The organism is Halobacteriovorax sp. RT-2-6 (genome assembly GCF_047085025.1).
In the GTDB taxonomy this organism is placed as follows: domain Bacteria; phylum Bdellovibrionota; class Bacteriovoracia; order Bacteriovoracales; family Bacteriovoracaceae; genus Halobacteriovorax_A.
The window spans coordinates 332789-348869 of sequence record NZ_JBKIYH010000001.1; the positions used below are offsets into that span (position 1 = coordinate 332789).

Sequence of the window (16081 nt, forward strand, 5' to 3'; positions counted from 1 at the left end):
TATCGAATTATGCTTTCTTAACAATATACTTTGCGAAATACTCATCTAATTTATGCTTAACTTTTGGTGCCAACCAAATTGTCGCAACCATATTTGGAATGGCCATTAGAGCAAAACCAATATCCATCGCATTTACCATATCATCAGGTGCCGAGATCGCTCCCATAAGAACCGTTGATGAATAGAAAAGTGCAAAAGTTAATCTTGCCCCAAGAATGGGGATACCCCCAAAAAGAAAATCCCAACATTTCTCACAATAGTTTGATGCACCTATTACTGTTGAAAGTGAAAAGAGAATGATTGAAAGTCCTAGTAAATGTGATCCTGCAACTCCAAAGTTTTTAACAAAGGCCATTTGAGTCATTAGAACTCCATTGGACTCTTGAAGCTCTTGTGGTGTCAGAGAGCTTAGAATTACAATTGAAGTCATCGTACATACAATGATTGTATCAATAAAAGGGCCAATCATCGCAACAAGACCTTCCGCAACGGGCTCACTTGTCTTAGCATTTCCGTGGGCCATTGGAGCAGAGCCGACACCTGCCTCATTAGAGTAAGTCGCTCTTTTAATTCCAGTCTTAAAAATGTGAACAACGGCCAGTCCAGATGCTCCACCAACTGCAGCTCGTCCATTAATGGCCTCATTAAAAATAAGAACAAAAACATCAAGAACACTTGATAGATTCATAAAAATAATAGCAATGGCACAACCAACATATAAAAGGCACATTGTTGGAACAATTTTTGAAGTTGCTTCTCCAATTCTTCTAACTCCACCCATGAGAATATAAACCATCAAGGATGCAGTGATAAAACCAGAAATGTATGTAGGTATACTGTAATTTGATTCGATGAAGGTTGCCATTTGATTTGTATTGAATACACCGAGTGAACCGATTAAGCCTGCTACAGCAAAGAAATAAGCTAGGAAGTGCATATACTTAGGTAGGGCCTCTAAGATTGTATACATTGGGCCCCCTTGAATTTCTCCATGGTGGTCATTCTTTCGATACATAACCGCAAGAGTACATTCAAAGAATTTTGTATTCATCCCAATTAGAGCACCAACCCACATCCAAAAAATAGCACCTGGGCCACCTTGCGAAATAGCAACGGCAACACCAGCAACATTTCCCATTCCAACAGTTGAGGCCAAAGCATTTGTTAGTGCCTTAAAATGAGAAATTTGCCCCTTACTCTCATCATCGTGTTCATGGTGAAATTTACCTACGATAAGCTTTATGGCGTGAAAGAAACCTGCTAGCATTTTGAAACGTGAAACGGCCACAAGATAGAGACCTCCGCCAACGAGTAAGATTACCAAAGGTAGTCCCCAGACAATATCGACGGTTTGCGCAAGAAATGCAGAAATATTCATAAAGGTCCTTTAAAATGCGGGTAATAAAACTTATTTAAAATTTTTCCACACAATAACGTAAATGGCCAATTTGTTTACGGCCTATAACGAGTTTACAAATTTAACTATGAATGAGCTTCTAAATTCTATAATCGTTGTGTGATGAAATTACTTTTGGCCCTTACAATATTAGCAATCCTCTTATCTTGCCATGGGCAAGAAGCTAACATTGTTGTTAGCTCTCATAAAATGATTTACGGACAAGATAATCGCCAAGAGCTTGACTCTAAGAGTTTTCATTCAGTCTCAGATGCAACTGCCGCAATTATACACAAAAACAACTTGAAACAATTTGTGAGCATACAAGAACGCTCAAACTTGTGTTCTAATGAACGATTTTCCAAGCAAAATTCTATTGGTGAATGTAGTGCATTTCTAATTTCAAAGAATAAAATGATGACGGCAGGTCACTGTGTATTTTTAAACGATAAAGATCAATATAATTTTTGTGAAGATTTTGTCTTTGTCTTTGATTACACAAATGACAATTCAAACTTTAAGAAAGTATACGAGTGCAAAAAGGTATCTCATGTACTCTTTGACGAGGAAGAAGAGGCCGATGTGGCAATTATTGAACTGAAAGAAATTGTAAAAGATATTAAGCCTTTAAAATTATCGACAAATTTTAAAGAAGGCGAAGAGCTTTTAACTGTTGGAAGTCCTCTTGGAGCACCTTTAAAAATTGTAGATCATGCCAAGGTTGAATACGATAATGGCCAGACAATGGAATACAACCTCGATGTATTTGGAGGCAATTCAGGATCGGCGATTTATAGTATTGAGCAACAAGCTGTTATTGGTATCCATACATTTGGATCTGCTTGGTCGCTAATTGAAGATACGCATAAGGGTTGTATGCGCCACAATAGCTGCGAGCAAAGTCCACAAGATCCCTCATGTACTGGCACAGGTGGCCTTGCAGGAGGGATGCCTATTCGTGAAATACCATCTTATTTTCTTAATGATCTAAATTAATAAAGTTGGCACTCTAGTTGCATCATATATCTCTAAGAAATCATTGAGAGAGGTATATGGTGTTAAAATCTAAGTTTTTACTAGTTATTCTTTTGACAGTGACTATTTTTTCGACACAAGTGCAGGCCAAGCCTATGCACAGTGGTCCAATTAATTCTCGCGCCGATGAAGAATGGGGTAATGAAGAAGCATTAGTTTCACTTAAATGGCCTCTTAAATTTCTTCGCTATGATCTTCAGGACTTACTCGTTGGAGATGGTAAAGGTAGCTTTAAAGAGATCTCCAAGATTGACCTTGATCCAATCAATAGAACTTTTCACCTTGATGCCACCGTAAATATTCCAGACTCGATGCTTTTATCGATGGAAGATAAAGCCGGCGATAAGCTCTTAAATGAACACTCAATCTCTCTTGTTCTTGGCTTTCCTCCATATGTGCGTGGACAATATGTTGAGTTAACAATAGAGAAATTTGTCTTAGATGACGTTGATTATACAAATGGTATGCATATTGTAACTAATGTAACTGCGGCGCTTTTAAGAAATCGAAGCTTACTCAATTACTTCATGGCCGATGATAAGGCCCCTACAGATTATTCTGATGAAGACCTTTCTAAAACAATTAAAGATTTATTTGATAATGAAGATATCGTTTTAAAGGACAACCGAGTTCGTCTGCGTTTCAACTTTATGAAACTCTCCGGCCTAACACGTTACCGTGATCTCGAAAATCTTCAAGTTTGGTATATTGGCCCAAAGAAATTAAAAGGAACAAAGCAAGGAGCTTCATTTCTAATTGAAGGTGGAATTGGAAATCCTTCTCTTAGTTATATCAAAGGAATGAAAGAAGAAGGAAAGGTTGCTGCTGATGAGCTTAAAAAACTTCGTGAAGCAGAATATAAGACATATGGTTTTAGCGCTGATACTGAGCTAAGACTCTCCAAAATGCACTCAAGACTCCTAGAAGAGACAGGTATTTATAATTGGAATGATCGCGAAAGAATGATTATTAACGAAATTCTAAAAACGTCTATTACAAAAGCAAGAAAGGCCCTAAGCCTAAAAGACCTATATTTTATTGATGAGCCACAACTGGCAAATATCAAATTCTTTGAGCAAGCAGGTGAGTTTTTAAGAGTCTCTATTGCTGATTTAAAGCTTAGACATGCAGTTGATTGGGAAACTCGAAATGGAGGCCGAAAAGGCTCAGAGATGCCTTTTGTAAGCTCTCGCATCTCACAAAATGCGGTTTCACAATTCACAAATTTCTTTCGTGACTTCAAACTAATTGATAAGGAGCCACTATTTAAAGAATTGAATGTTGTGCTAGCTCCACATCTTCCTGGAATCATCTTAAGAGGACGTGTAAATCTTGAGCTAAACTCGCTATTTGAGATGGGCCTTGAAGGTGAAGGAATTGATTTTAACAATCCAGATATTCGCCTTGATAGTAAGACTTATGGTAACTCTGTTCCATTTGAAATTTCTTTATATACATATATGAGAGATAAGGGTGTTTTAGAGCTAGATATTAAAGATGCGACACTTGGTAGTGGAAAAAATAGCGTTCTTCTAACTCCTAAAACTGACAAGGGATACTTTCTTGAAGAGTTCACAAAGCTTGCAACAGCAAATATTTTAAAGACGTACCTAATTAGTGATCCTCTTGCGACAAAAGAAGATGAAGTTGTAGTTGATGAGGCAGAAGTAAAAAGAAAGCTTATCGAAAAACTTGAAAACTTCAAAAATAACTTTCAACTTGCACAAACTGTTAAGACAGAAGAAGAAATCATAGCGGTTAAAAAGCTTGATCTTCAAAGTCCATTTAATTCGATCCCTGAAGAGATGACAGAAGAAAACTTAGTTGAGTTCTTCAATAATATCCTTGGAATTGATCGCCGTACAGGTAGACTTCAGATCAATCTTGATCCGACTATTTTAAGTGAAAAGATTCTCTATGCTCAAAATAATGTACAAGTTTGGAATATAGAGCCAATCTTCGATAAATTAATGGATAAGACCTATATCGATCTAGCAATTGGTCACGGTGTAAGAACAAAAGACTTCTTATCAAATATTTATAATCGTCCAGAAAAGAAAGATAGCCTAAATTTTGTAGGTACTTCTGGTGATTTTAATAACGAAGGACCTACTGATTACTCATTTAAGATAAATCTTAGAGAATTCGAATCAATGGTAAACTCGATTCTTACGGCCTCAATTGCTCCACAAGTAAAAGAGGCCAAGGCCCAGCTTGCATCTCTTGAAGAAGGAAGTGTTAATATCCTTGAGGATCTTACTGTAAGGTCACAAGGTGATAATCAGCTATACTTATCAATTGCCCTAAATCAAGTTGAAAAGAAGAAGCGCTGGTTTGGAGCAAGAATTGTTAACAATATCTTTGGTAACGAAGACAAGAATTATGTTATTGAGAATAATCGCTCATCAATAAGTGCAAGAATTAAGCTGCATGCTGTGCCTTTAAAAGACTATAAGAGTGATCTAATTGCAAAGAATCAGGATGAAATCTTTTTAGGAAATACTCTTCTAAAGATTGAATTAGAATCAATTGGTCGCACGGCAAAGAATCCTGGACTATTCGGATCGGTTTTAAACGCCATGATAGGGGATGTTAACCTTAAAAATGGCATCGTAGGCTCTAACCTTAAAAAGCTAGTCCTTAAGATTGCAGGGCCAATGCTAAACCCTACAGATGAGAGAAATGGTAATGCAACTCTAGCGGGATTTGCACTCAATAATTACTTAAAAGTATTTACGACTAAAAAAGATATCTTATTACAGCTTAATCCACGTCTTGCAGGCCCAGTATGGGATCTACTACTTGTCCAAGACCAGGACTTTAAGGGACGCAAGATTGGAATTGGTGTGGATTATCCAAGTGAGACAATTAACTTTGACTTTAAGATGGTCTTTAACCCATCGACAGTTGATAAGCATGAGCTTTATTTAATTATGAAGGAAGCAAGTGAGATTTCCCAATCAGTAAAAGATGGTAAGATTAAATCGACTGCAGACTTCTTAAAAGTTTATGATCGTCTTTTCTATAATAGTGACATCACAAAGCTTTCACTTAAGCATCGACTGATTAAAGTAATTGATAGCTACAATGCGCTTTCTGTTTTAAATGAAGAAGAGACTCATGCTGATAATTACTCAACAACTGGAGCAGAGCTTATGCAAATTGCCACAGCGGCAAAGGTTTTAAGAGATGCCTTAACAAGAGTAAGTGATCTTAAGCAACCAAAAGGTATTAGCACATATGCTAATAATGCACATAGAGTTTTAGCTGAGCTTGATGAAAGATTTATTGGGCCTTATTATCGACTTTATAATAAGCGCTACAAAGAGAACAATCTTAAGATCATAAATGCACAGATTACGGATTGGACGCTTTACATCCTTCCTGATGCACTCTTTGCACAGAAGGCCTTTGAGTTTCTTGACTAGATTTCACAAAAATCTAGCGAGTTGACTCTCCAAGAATGTAATTTAGACCTAGAAAAATACTTTCGCGATAGCCTCTTTTAGTTAAGGGGCTATCTTCTACCGCTCCGGAATACTTCGTATACGAATAGAAGCTATTTAAAACGTATTTCTTTCCAATAGGGTAATTAACAATAAGCCTAGCACTTAGCTGATGAGAGGCCCCTGGAGTGTATTCAGGACGATCTGCACGAGCTTCAGCACTTGAGACACCAAAATAGTAGCGACTCCAATTGTCGCTATACTGAGAGTATGTGATACCTGGAATAAGAACGATCTTTTCACCCTTCCAAGGCTCAATTGGGAATGCCTTAGAGACTGAAACATAGTATTTGCTAGCTTCAGAGCGGCCACTAATATCGTGCGTATAACTAAATCTCGTCATAAACCACTTAGATGGCAGAATAAAGGTTAGTCCTAAATCAAGGGAGCGATCTCGCTCACGAAGTCCGTCATTATATGTACCAGCTTCGGCCTCGACTTTGTTAAAGTCTGGAGTAAGAGTTAGGCTTGTGAGAGGAAACAAGCGAAAGCTTGCTGCAATCCCACGAAATGAAAATCTCTTATAATTGTAGTTAATTGAGGGAACAACTGGGATATCGAATTGATCCCCAACTTTATAGAGAGAAGACGAGAAACTTGTTCCTAAACCAACTTGATTTGTTGGCGGCGGTCTCTTATCTCTTTGTCTTTCTAACTCGTTGATCCTCTCGGTTCTACCATTAGAAAAAACAGGGGCCGAAATAATAACGGCCCCTAATGTGATTATTTTGAAAAATAATTTTTTACGACTTGGCAAACGTACTCGCATTCTTCTTCCGTGATATAGGCGAAACATGGCAGGTTTAAAACTGCTTTACTAATATAATCAGCATTTCCGTGATCAATTGATCCAACACTATGGGCAGGAGCACCTTCTTGCTTGCTCATTGCACCTGGATAAATTGTTCCGTAACCTACATTTGCTTCTTTTAAAGCAGCTGATAGCCCATCTCTAAGCTCTGGCTCAATTAAAGCAACACTACAGTATCCATTTTCTCCTACGTGAGCTGGAACATCTTGAATCTTAAGAGGAAGACCCTGAAGATTCTTGCGGTAGTATTCAACAGCCGCGCGACGAGAATCAAGTCTTGCATCGATATGCTCAAGAGATAGGTTTAGAAATAGTGATTCATAAGCACCAATTCTTGAGTTCCAACCAATTAGGCCGTGGCTATAGTGACTTGTACGTCCGTGGTTAATTAGAGTCTTACAAGTGTTAATTAGCGTTTCATCGTTTGAGAAGATTGCACCTGCATCCCCAGAAGCTCCAAGAACTTTTGCTGGGTAAAAGCTTGTCGTTGAGATCTTAGCTGTTCCTAGAATCGACTCTCCATTGATTGTCGTTCCAAAACACTGAGCACCGTCTTCAATAAGCATTACGCCATTATCTTCAGCGATCTTTCTGATTTCCATTGTATCTGGACATGCCCAACCATATAGGTGAACAAGAATAGCTGCCTTAGGATTGAATTTTTCAACGGCCTCTTTAAAAGTATCTTTATCCCAGTGTAGAGTTTCACGGCTAACATCAACAGTTGCAGGGTTTGCACCTACGTTAACAACTGCCTCAAAAGTCGCCCAGAAAGTCATATCTGGAACTAATACAACGTCGTTTTTTTCAACGCCACTTGCTCTTAGAGCAATCTGGATTGCATCCGTACCGTTGGCACAACCAACTGCGTATTTTGCACCAGTCTTAGCTGCTAGCTTCTCCTCAAGCATATTAACCTGAGGTCCACCAATAAATTGTGTGTTATCAAAAAGTGTTTCAACGCCTGAAAGGAATTCATCACGAAACCCGTCTTCAAAGCGATTTAATGTAATAAATGGTACGCCGTTAACTGACATATTTCCTCGCATTTTTAAGTAATTACAAACATTATAGGGGAAAGAATATGACTTAGGAATAGCGAATATTGTTAAATTTGGGTCAAAAATAGGGGATTTTAAAGGCGATTTCAAGCTGAATTTTCAAGGCCTTACGGCCCAACTTTAATCAACAAAATCTATACACCACTATATATAGATTTCAACATCACTCATTGCGTTCAGATTATCTGTTATATAAATAAAATGAAAACAATCTCATTAGCTATTATTTCTCTAATATCAACTAATATCATGGCCTCTAGTGTGATCACGACGGAAAGTGAGTTTCGTGAAGTCATTGAGAGCGTCCTAAGTATCTACGACCAGAAGTTACCACAAGGCAATCAGCGCCAAGTTGATATTAACTGGGAATCTAAGACATTAAATGCGTCAGTTGGTTACAAGAGAAATTCAGAATCTGTGCGCTTTAGCTTTCACGGAGAGTTTGTTCGAAAAAACCAATTAACAAAAGATGCCTTTGCTCTTGTTGCTTGTCATGAAGTTGGCCATATCATTGGTGGTTATCCGAAGGTTATGCCGACCCAAAAGTATTCAAGTGAGGCGCAGTCTGATTACTTTGCTACTAATGAATGTTTGAAGAAATACTTTGCTTTAAATAACTCTGATAGCTTTGAGCTAAATGGTATTAGCGCTGAGAATCTTTTAGAGTGCAAGCAAGATAAATCATGCCTAAGAGGCCTGGGTGCCATTAGAGATGCTTCAGTCATTTATCCTGGAAGTAATATCAATGAGAAGTCAGATCATGTCTCAAAAGTGACAATCTTTAATGATTACCCACAAAGTCAGTGTCGTGTGGACACGCTAAAGGCAGGCCTTTTAAATCAGCCAAGACCAACTTGTTGGTTTAAGTCTTATCAAGCTGAGCGCTATGAATATCAGTATGACTATGAATATGAAGAGGCCCAAGGTGTCGCAGAGATTACTGAAGTAACAGCAACAGATTTCGGTTGTCATATTCGTACGAAATACCCCGATGTATGGATGGGAAGTTACTTAAACCCGCTGTCAGAAAGCGAATTATTACTTAGAGGCGTGCGCTACGTAGGTACTAATTGCAAGTATCAAGTAGGGGATACACTTAGTGGTGCCATGACCCTATTTCGTGGGAATTTATACCTAAATCTAAATCCAACGGATAAGTAAATCTTAAGTTTTCTTAACTATTAAGATCGCCCCCATTTGCATAATAATTGTTAAATATTATTTACAGTTGGGGGACAAATGAAGATTTTAACTAAAATCTCTATTGCATTAACATTAATTTCAGCAGTATCAACAATCGCAGCAACCGTAGACTTTGGGACAACGAATCACATTGCATTCCGTTGCCAAGTAGATATCTTTGAGAAGGTTGTTAATCCAGTCTCATACCGTGCATATGCCGGAAGACTTATTAATTCAGTATTTCACGAACAGTACAATAATATCACAGGCCCAGACCTAAAAATGCTTATGGATTATGGCAATGGGCGCGCACTTTTTTCTAATGTAATTATTGGTGGAAATGGCTATTTCAAATGGTCTGTTGTGGAAACCGATGATCATGCAATTGATATATTAGATGCAAAATGGCCTATTTCGGCCCGTGTTCTATACAGTCCGAGACACTTTGATCGTGCCAAAAATGGAAAAGCAATAGGAGAGTCAAACGACCATCTCTATCGCGTTGAATGTTTTGAAGTAAAACAAGCACCTGGTGACGACGATATCGTTATTGGTGTCTAAAATAGTGATTGAAAAATCCCCTTCTTTTATGAAATAATTTTTGCTTACTTATTGTTTTATAAAAGAAGGATTTTTCATGAAACTTTCCCTGGTCATTTTATCAGCTATTTTTAGCTGTTACTCATACGGCTTAAATTTTCAAAATACACAGCAAAATACCTATGAAGCTGCGACTTTAATTGGTGGTGTTGGCATCAAATGCGACAACGGCTCAAATCAGGCCGTAAAGGCGTTTGGATGTAAAACGCGACATCTATATCCCGTAAGATTTGAAGACTTCATTGTGGGGCAAAATTTAGAGGCCGATAAAATCGTCGTGTCATACACGGACGAAAAAGGCCGAAATAAATCGAAAACTCTCCGTTACGATATGACTAGTCAGCGCACGAAAACTTCAGTCAATCTATGGGCCAAAAACCTTCGAAAAAAACCTGTGCTACACACGGGCAAAAATATCATAAAAATGAGTGCATATTTCAAAGGCCGTTTAGTTGAAGAAAAAACACACGAAATCTTTGTTGAGGACCTAGGTCAAATTTCATGTGGATCACAGATGTTTATCTCACGTGATATGTCAGATTGTTTCTCAGCGGCCAGAGCATGTGAGAAGCTATATCAACTGACAAATTACTGTCGTTAAAGCTTGTTAAAATTTGCCTAGATGTATGAGGCGATATTTCAAGATATAATCATTATCATAAGTTATAATATGGTCTTACCCCATATAACTGATATTATATGATATAAAATATTTTCCCCTATAACACTTAAGCCCGTCTGAAAAAGTCACTCTCTAAATGCTTTATATCCATAAATTATTCTATGTAATTCATTATATTTTTTATCTGCGTCTTTTTGTTTCTTAAAAGAGCCTCCATGTATTTGTAAACAAGCCTTCCACTTTTTTTGTTTTGTACAAAAATTACTTCCAAAAGTATCGCCAGAATTTCGCTGACTTCTTTTTAAATGATTTTGCTTATGTGATACCCATTCTAGATTCTCGTAGAAATTATTGGCCCTGTTACCATCAATGTGATTTACACTATCAAAGTAACCAGAGTTTTCTACATGAAATAAAGCAACTAGTCGATGTACATACATGGTCTTACTTTGATTATTTGTTAGACTTAGGGAACACTGCTCATATCCAGCTCTTGTTATCCACGAGCTCAAGAGCTTAGACCTTCTTTTACTAAATATAGTCCCATCTCTATTTACAATATATTTAGAGGAAATTTCTTCTTTTAAATTATTTAAATTTTCAGTAGCAGCTGAGTAATTTTTCTTTTGTTTTCTTAATCTAAGAATATATTCGGCTACACTGAAAATTTCAGCACAGAAGTCTTTCTCATCTGTAAACATAAGTTTATGTTCTTCGTATAAGCATGTTAGTTTTTTGTATAGGATGTCCTTTGAGTCATCCATATCACCTCTCTTGATTGTATGAATAATGAAAGAATACCAACGCTTTTTAAGAGATTCAAAAACTAAGAGTATAATTTAGTTTATATTTCGCCTTGAAAATTTGCTTTAGGGGCGCACCCTAAATAAGCAGATTGAATACAACAACCCATACCACAGAATCTCTATAACTGAACTCATTGGCCTTGCCTATGTTGTTTGCTTGACTTCTTATTTTGCATAATTGTTATAACTATAAATGTTAGCCCAACCAAAATGCTAAATATCATTTCAATGTACTCACCTGTTTTTGGATTAGATGGCCTTATTAGATAAATACCTGAGACCGTATTGTTTATTCCGTGTAAAACAGCACAAACCCAAGTTGAATTAGACTTTATTTTAAACCACCCCAGGGCAAAGCTCATAAAAACAACAATTAAAGGGAAAGTAATAAAGGTAGTGAGAAAGACATTCTCTGAACCATTTACACCTCCTAGGTTTGCAGGAATATGCCAATATGCCCAAATCAATCCAACGAGAAGCGTTCCCTTTAAAAAGCCGTACTTAGTAGTTAAAGTATCTTGTAAATACCCTCTCCATCCAATCTCTTCTCCAAGAGTGGCCATAATTGTTGTTGGAATAGTTCCAATTAGAATTGTTATAAATAGATTCAAAGCAAGGAATGAATATGACTGCTCACCTGTCCCTAGCATTAAACCAATCTTTTTAACTTCAGCTATTCTGGAAAAATCGGGACTCAAAACAAAGCTTTCGCTATTCCATGCCCCTAAATCAAGCATATAAAAACTTAGCTGTGACAGGATGTATGGCGTCAGTGCAACGATAGGCGTGAGTGCCATATATTTAAAAGAAAAAACTCTTAGATTTTTAATAACGTCTTTAGCTTCTTCACCAAGTCCCAGTAGGCCAATCGCAGGAGTCCACATCGCAATAATTAGGAATAAACTATTCTTGTAATAAAGAAATAATCCCTGACAAAGAAAACCACTAATAAAAGTAATTAACAAAAATTTAAAAAGCTTCTTATCTTTAATCATAAAGCCTTAGTAACCATATTGCATTGAACAAACCCTTTCTTCAGATTCTCTTTCAATCTTGTTGTACTAATTAAATCTGTTACTGAAGAATTATCTTCAGCATATTTAACTGCACAGCGGGTAACTTTCTCACCTTGTGATTTACAAAGAGCTGCAGTATCAAAAAATTGAGTAATAAGTTTTCCAAATGATGATTCATTAGAGATATTTCCGACACACTTCACTGTTTCATAATCATACTCATGGCATAACATTAGATTGTAATTAAAACCGTAAGTCGAAAGAAGTGAGCTCGTACCAACGGCGCACTCAATTGTTTCACCTGAATACTTCTTACAAGTCGTTAAGTTGTCCTTAAATGAATTAGGTATCCACATTGAGTTATTATCAGATAAATCTAATGAGCAGTTTATATCTTTTTGGCTCTCGCTTGCACAGTAGCTTACAGCTTCTTTGATATTTAAACTTGAAACTTTTTTATTCAGGTCTTTCCCGCACTCTAGTTGATCGCGTGTGTAGCTTATACATAACTCAATACCCGCTTTAATATCTCGTGGTGATAGATCTACCCCACACATTATATTTTCAATACCTAGTGAATATTCTCGGCAAAGATTAAGCGCCTTTACTTGGGAAAGTTTCGTGTTACTTGCTGTGTTTTTAAGGATTTCAATTGAGCAATCAAATTGTTCCTGTGTTACCTCGTTTACACTTGAACAACTGTCTTGTGCCACGATACGCATCGAAAATAGTAATGAAATTGTAACTACAGAAAATTGCATAATTTTCATGAAACACTCTCCTAATGATAAACATTTAGAGAGTGATACTATTTTTATTGAAGTAGATAAATACGACCTATAATAATTACTGAATTCAATCTTGCTATATAGATATATTATATAATAAACATAATTATCATTCTTAATATGAATAATAGGAAATCTTATGGAATTAGGTCACTTAAAACATTTCTACTATGTCGCCAAGTACGGAGGCTTCACAAAGGCATCTAAGAAGCTCTACGTCCAGCAACCATCGATTAGTAAAACAGTGGCCCTATTAGAAGATCAGCTTGGTGTGAAACTCTTAAATCGTGAAAAGAGGAAGACGACTCTCACTGATATTGGCCAAGAGATCTATGCCAAATGTGAACTTATTTTTAAAACAGTTGAAGATATCGAAAATATCGTAAGTGACGGAAAATTTGAATGCTCAGGCCCTTTAAAGTTTTGTGCTAGTGAGCCGATTTCTGCATACTTTGTTCCTCGAATCTTAAAAGAATTCCTTAGTGAATATCCGCAAGTACAACCAGCGTGTTTTACAAGTTTCTCATCTGACTTATTTAATAGGATCGAAGATGGAGAGTTTGAATTTGGTCTCTTCTTTCATACGCCAGAGATGGCCAAATACGCCCACAAACTTGATCTAGAAGAAGTTGCATCTATCCCCTATGATTTAGTCATTAAGGCCTCTGAGCATAAGAATTTGGACGTTATACGATCATTCATTGGCTCACGCGAGGTTGATGATGTGACAACGAAAAAATATCCGACAATTTCTAAGATGAATAAGGATTATAAGAACGTTAAGATTACAATCTCATCAAACAGCTTAACGTCACACAAGGAAATGGTCTTACAAGGCCTCGGGGTTTCAATCCTTCCGTCAATTATGGTTGAAAAAGGAATCAAGGCAAAAGAGCTTAAAAGATTATATCCAAAGGGGACGTTTCACTTCCCTCTTAAGCTTGTCACAAAGAAGAATCACTTTCTTTCACGAAATGCACAGGCGTGGATTAAGTGCTTAAAAGAGCAATTATCAATCATTTAAACAGCTTGAAATAACTTGGTAGCCAGCAAGAATGATATCAAGTCTCCAGGCCGATGCTCTGACAATTTTTATAACCTGCTTCTTATCTTCTTTGCTAAGCTCACAGTAGCCTGCACTCAGATAACAAGGAACGTGGTGAGAGATGGCAGTTTTCTTAAACTCTCGACAACTAGTCTCAGCAGAAATGTCATTCATACCAGAAATTAGACATGCCTTAACATCCTGAATCCATTTCTTACCGTCTTCAGAAAACTTCTCAACTCTAGAATCGAATTTATTACAGTATTTTTGCCCAAAGGCCAAGGGATAACCACGCTTTCCACATACTCGCTCTTTTTCTATACAGCTGTAATATGCACAGTCGTCACTTAGATCAGCACAATCATTTGCAGCAAACGAATGCGTGGCCAAAAGAATGGATAAAAAGGTGAAAATGATAGATTTCATAAGCAATAAGTAGCAAACTTCTCGTTGCTTAGTAAACTTAATGAAAAGTTTATAAAGGTAATACTAATCAAGCGCCTTCCTTTATTGCTAGGCAGACAGGAATATAATTCCGCAGCATTTATAATTATCTAACAATACTTGTCTATAGGATATTAAGAGATTCATTAACTTTGGCCCATAACTAATCGTAATTTCACCTATCGCTTAAAATCCAATACTTCTAACGCATTTATTGTGAGTTATCTTCTTAAACCACCTCTTAAAAAATACATTATTTGAGATAAGATATAAGAAATTTTATTGTTTTCAATGGAGATTATAATGAGCGAATCGCTTACAATTTCACTTTATTTAACTACTGCTGTTACAGTTTTTTTGCTCCTATTCATGTCTGTCTCTGTCTACAACAACCTAATTGAAGTTTCTAAAGAGGTTAAGAAGTCCTGGGCAAATATTGATGTCATTTTAAAGCAGCGATACGATGAGATCCCAAAGCTTATCGAAATTTGTAATCAGTATATAGAGCATGAAGTTGCAATGATAGACAGGATTATGGAATCTCGAGAGAAGTTGGTGGGAGCAGAAAATAGTCGCAAAGAAAAGATGAAGGCATCTGAAGAGGTTTCAAAGTCATTAAAAGGCCTTCTGGCCTTGAGTGAGGGCTATCCTGAAATTAAAGCAAATAATAATTTCATACAAATTCAAAACAAAATCTCAAAACTTGAAGATACACTTGCAGACAGACGTGAATACTACAATAGTTCTGTAACTATATATAATACACGAATTGAGCAAATTCCTTATGTATTCTTCACGCCAATACTAGGCTACAAAGAAGAGGTTCTTTTTAAAGTCAGTGAAGAAGAAAAGGCTTATCCAGAACTAAAGATTGATACACTTAAAAGGAATGCTTAATGTCTAAACCAGATAAGTATTCGACCTCTCTGATAGCATTCATGATGGGAGGAAAGCTAATATATGATTCTTTAAAAAGCTTTAATGAATATTTAAAAATTAAAAGTATCCCTACCTCGAAAATTCGATCAGCAGCGATCGGTGAAAACGTTGAAATCCAAGGTAAAGTATATGGACAAAATTCATTAATTTCACCCATAAATGGCATCGAGTGCGTAGCATATTACATAATAGTTGAAGAATATATTTCATATGGAAGATACGGACATTGGAAAGAAAGAGCACACATAAGCTCTAGTGCATTTTTACAGATAAAGAATGATGGGGAAGAAGATCTCGCCCTAATTGATCTATACAGAAGTAATGGGCTTAAACATATCAATACCGACCATCTTTTTGTTAAAAGCGGAAATCTAGAATTATGTGAAAGGCAAAGGATTGTAGACCATCTTGATAATTTGAATCTTATTAATACAAAAAATCTCTACTTCAAAGAAGTTGTCTTTCTAAGTGGACAAAAGGTTTATGCGATTGGTTCATGTCAACCTCCCACTAGTTACAACTTACCATATGCTGAGCATTCACTACTTTGTACAAAAGTTTGGCCATCATCTGACAACCCCAAGCTTTTTGAGTATCGAAATCTAATTAATGACATATCGGAAGAATACCTACAGGAACAAATAAAAGAGAGTACTATATTACTAACTAAAGCAAAAGGCGGTAATCAAGTATTTGACATCGGTTATGTTATTGTAGCAAAAGATCAAGAAGAGAATTTTGCCAAAAGGGTCAACCGTAGTTTTTACTTGAAAAATATTGGCGCTATTGCTTGCATAATCGTTGGTATTTATATCCTCTTTTCATAAGAA

Annotated in this window: 15 protein-coding genes; 8 read left to right on the forward strand and 7 right to left on the reverse strand. The window is 36.6% G+C overall.

Features of this window, described 5'->3' with window-relative positions:
• Positions 1-7: 7 nt before the first annotated feature.
• On the reverse strand, positions 8-1378 hold the full coding sequence (locus ACMAYS_RS01485) for an alanine/glycine:cation symporter family protein (protein WP_103217221.1): 1371 nt from the start codon (positions 1376-1378) through the stop codon (positions 8-10).
• A gap of 141 nt (positions 1379-1519) precedes the next feature.
• On the opposite strand from ACMAYS_RS01485, the gene ACMAYS_RS01490 reads away from it, so the two are divergent.
• Positions 1520-2392, forward strand: a complete 873-nt coding sequence (locus ACMAYS_RS01490) for a trypsin-like serine peptidase (RefSeq protein ID WP_412463089.1) — start codon at positions 1520-1522, stop codon at positions 2390-2392.
• Between the two features lie 98 nt (positions 2393-2490).
• A complete protein-coding gene (locus ACMAYS_RS01495) occupies positions 2491-5859 on the forward strand; it encodes a hypothetical protein (protein ID WP_412462597.1) in 3369 nt (1122 codons plus the stop codon).
• A 13-nt stretch (positions 5860-5872) separates the two neighbouring features.
• On the opposite strand, the gene ACMAYS_RS01500 is transcribed toward ACMAYS_RS01495, so the two are convergent.
• A complete protein-coding gene (locus tag ACMAYS_RS01500; protein ID WP_158246817.1) occupies positions 5873-6706 on the reverse strand; it encodes a MipA/OmpV family protein in 834 nt (277 codons plus the stop codon).
• On the reverse strand, positions 6661-7785 hold the full coding sequence (locus tag ACMAYS_RS01505; RefSeq protein ID WP_412462598.1) for a DegT/DnrJ/EryC1/StrS family aminotransferase: 1125 nt from the start codon (positions 7783-7785) through the stop codon (positions 6661-6663). Before ACMAYS_RS01505 ends, ACMAYS_RS01500 begins: the two co-directional genes overlap by 46 nt.
• Before the next feature lie 225 nt (positions 7786-8010).
• Here ACMAYS_RS01505 and ACMAYS_RS01510 point away from each other — a divergent pair, with 225 nt between their 5' ends.
• The 3 genes from ACMAYS_RS01510 to ACMAYS_RS01520 all read left to right on the forward strand — a co-directional run bounded on the left by ACMAYS_RS01510 (position 8011) and on the right by ACMAYS_RS01520 (position 10192).
• Positions 8011-8970, forward strand: a complete 960-nt coding sequence (locus tag ACMAYS_RS01510) for a hypothetical protein (RefSeq protein WP_412462599.1) — start codon at positions 8011-8013, stop codon at positions 8968-8970.
• A 78-nt stretch (positions 8971-9048) separates the two neighbouring features.
• Positions 9049-9552, forward strand: coding sequence for a hypothetical protein (locus tag ACMAYS_RS01515; RefSeq protein ID WP_103217226.1), 504 nt, complete (start codon positions 9049-9051; stop codon positions 9550-9552).
• Between the two features lie 76 nt (positions 9553-9628).
• A complete protein-coding gene (locus ACMAYS_RS01520; RefSeq protein WP_412462600.1) occupies positions 9629-10192 on the forward strand; it encodes a hypothetical protein in 564 nt (187 codons plus the stop codon).
• Positions 10193-10338: 146 nt separating this feature from the next.
• On the opposite strand, the gene ACMAYS_RS01525 is transcribed toward ACMAYS_RS01520, so the two are convergent.
• From ACMAYS_RS01525 to ACMAYS_RS01535, 3 genes are all read right to left on the reverse strand, one after another.
• The gene (locus ACMAYS_RS01525) at positions 10339-10977 is read right to left on the reverse strand and encodes an HNH endonuclease signature motif containing protein (RefSeq protein WP_392991956.1); all 639 of its coding nucleotides are present in this window, start codon (positions 10975-10977) and stop codon (positions 10339-10341) included.
• Positions 10978-11150: 173 nt separating this feature from the next.
• Positions 11151-12014, reverse strand: coding sequence for a CPBP family intramembrane glutamic endopeptidase (locus tag ACMAYS_RS01530; protein WP_412462601.1), 864 nt, complete (start codon positions 12012-12014; stop codon positions 11151-11153).
• Complete coding sequence (locus tag ACMAYS_RS01535) at positions 12011-12805, reverse strand: hypothetical protein (protein WP_412462602.1); 795 nt, start codon at positions 12803-12805, stop codon at positions 12011-12013. The genes ACMAYS_RS01530 and ACMAYS_RS01535 overlap by 4 nt, the downstream gene beginning before the upstream one ends.
• A 157-nt stretch (positions 12806-12962) precedes the next feature.
• Here ACMAYS_RS01535 and ACMAYS_RS01540 point away from each other — a divergent pair, with 157 nt between their 5' ends.
• Entirely contained in the window at positions 12963-13847 is an 885-nt protein-coding gene (locus tag ACMAYS_RS01540) for a LysR family transcriptional regulator (protein WP_412462603.1), read from the forward strand.
• Here the strand turns inward: ACMAYS_RS01540 and ACMAYS_RS01545 are convergent.
• Complete coding sequence (locus tag ACMAYS_RS01545; protein ID WP_412462604.1) at positions 13836-14294, reverse strand: hypothetical protein; 459 nt, start codon at positions 14292-14294, stop codon at positions 13836-13838. The genes ACMAYS_RS01540 and ACMAYS_RS01545 overlap by 12 nt on opposite strands.
• A gap of 321 nt (positions 14295-14615) precedes the next feature.
• On the opposite strand from ACMAYS_RS01545, the gene ACMAYS_RS01550 reads away from it, so the two are divergent.
• A complete protein-coding gene (locus ACMAYS_RS01550; RefSeq protein WP_392991949.1) occupies positions 14616-15209 on the forward strand; it encodes a LemA family protein in 594 nt (197 codons plus the stop codon).
• Positions 15209-16078, forward strand: a complete 870-nt coding sequence (locus tag ACMAYS_RS01555) for a hypothetical protein (RefSeq protein WP_412462605.1) — start codon at positions 15209-15211, stop codon at positions 16076-16078. The genes ACMAYS_RS01550 and ACMAYS_RS01555 overlap by 1 nt, the downstream gene beginning before the upstream one ends.
• The last annotated feature ends 3 nt before the right edge of the window (positions 16079-16081 follow it).

Bases quoted from the DNA above. Each gene is read 5' to 3' on its own strand.
- ACMAYS_RS01485 (WP_103217221.1), bottom strand. From the start codon at position 1,378: ATGAATATTTCTGCATTTCTTGCGCAAACCGTCGATATTGTCTGGGGA.
- ACMAYS_RS01490 (WP_412463089.1), top strand. From the start codon at position 1,520: ATGAAATTACTTTTGGCCCTTACAATATTAGCAATCCTCTTATCTTGC.
- ACMAYS_RS01500 (WP_158246817.1), bottom strand. From the start codon at position 6,706: ATGCGAGTACGTTTGCCAAGTCGTAAAAAATTATTTTTCAAAATAATC.
- ACMAYS_RS01505 (WP_412462598.1), bottom strand. From the start codon at position 7,785: ATGTCAGTTAACGGCGTACCATTTATTACATTAAATCGCTTTGAAGAC.
- ACMAYS_RS01510 (WP_412462599.1), top strand. From the start codon at position 8,011: ATGAAAACAATCTCATTAGCTATTATTTCTCTAATATCAACTAATATC.
- ACMAYS_RS01515 (WP_103217226.1), top strand. From the start codon at position 9,049: ATGAAGATTTTAACTAAAATCTCTATTGCATTAACATTAATTTCAGCA.
- ACMAYS_RS01520 (WP_412462600.1), top strand. From the start codon at position 9,629: ATGAAACTTTCCCTGGTCATTTTATCAGCTATTTTTAGCTGTTACTCA.
- ACMAYS_RS01525 (WP_392991956.1), bottom strand. From the start codon at position 10,977: ATGGATGACTCAAAGGACATCCTATACAAAAAACTAACATGCTTATAC.
- ACMAYS_RS01530 (WP_412462601.1), bottom strand. From the start codon at position 12,014: ATGATTAAAGATAAGAAGCTTTTTAAATTTTTGTTAATTACTTTTATT.
- ACMAYS_RS01535 (WP_412462602.1), bottom strand. From the start codon at position 12,805: ATGAAAATTATGCAATTTTCTGTAGTTACAATTTCATTACTATTTTCG.
- ACMAYS_RS01540 (WP_412462603.1), top strand. From the start codon at position 12,963: ATGGAATTAGGTCACTTAAAACATTTCTACTATGTCGCCAAGTACGGA.
- ACMAYS_RS01545 (WP_412462604.1), bottom strand. From the start codon at position 14,294: ATGAAATCTATCATTTTCACCTTTTTATCCATTCTTTTGGCCACGCAT.
- ACMAYS_RS01550 (WP_392991949.1), top strand. From the start codon at position 14,616: ATGAGCGAATCGCTTACAATTTCACTTTATTTAACTACTGCTGTTACA.
- ACMAYS_RS01555 (WP_412462605.1), top strand. From the start codon at position 15,209: ATGTCTAAACCAGATAAGTATTCGACCTCTCTGATAGCATTCATGATG.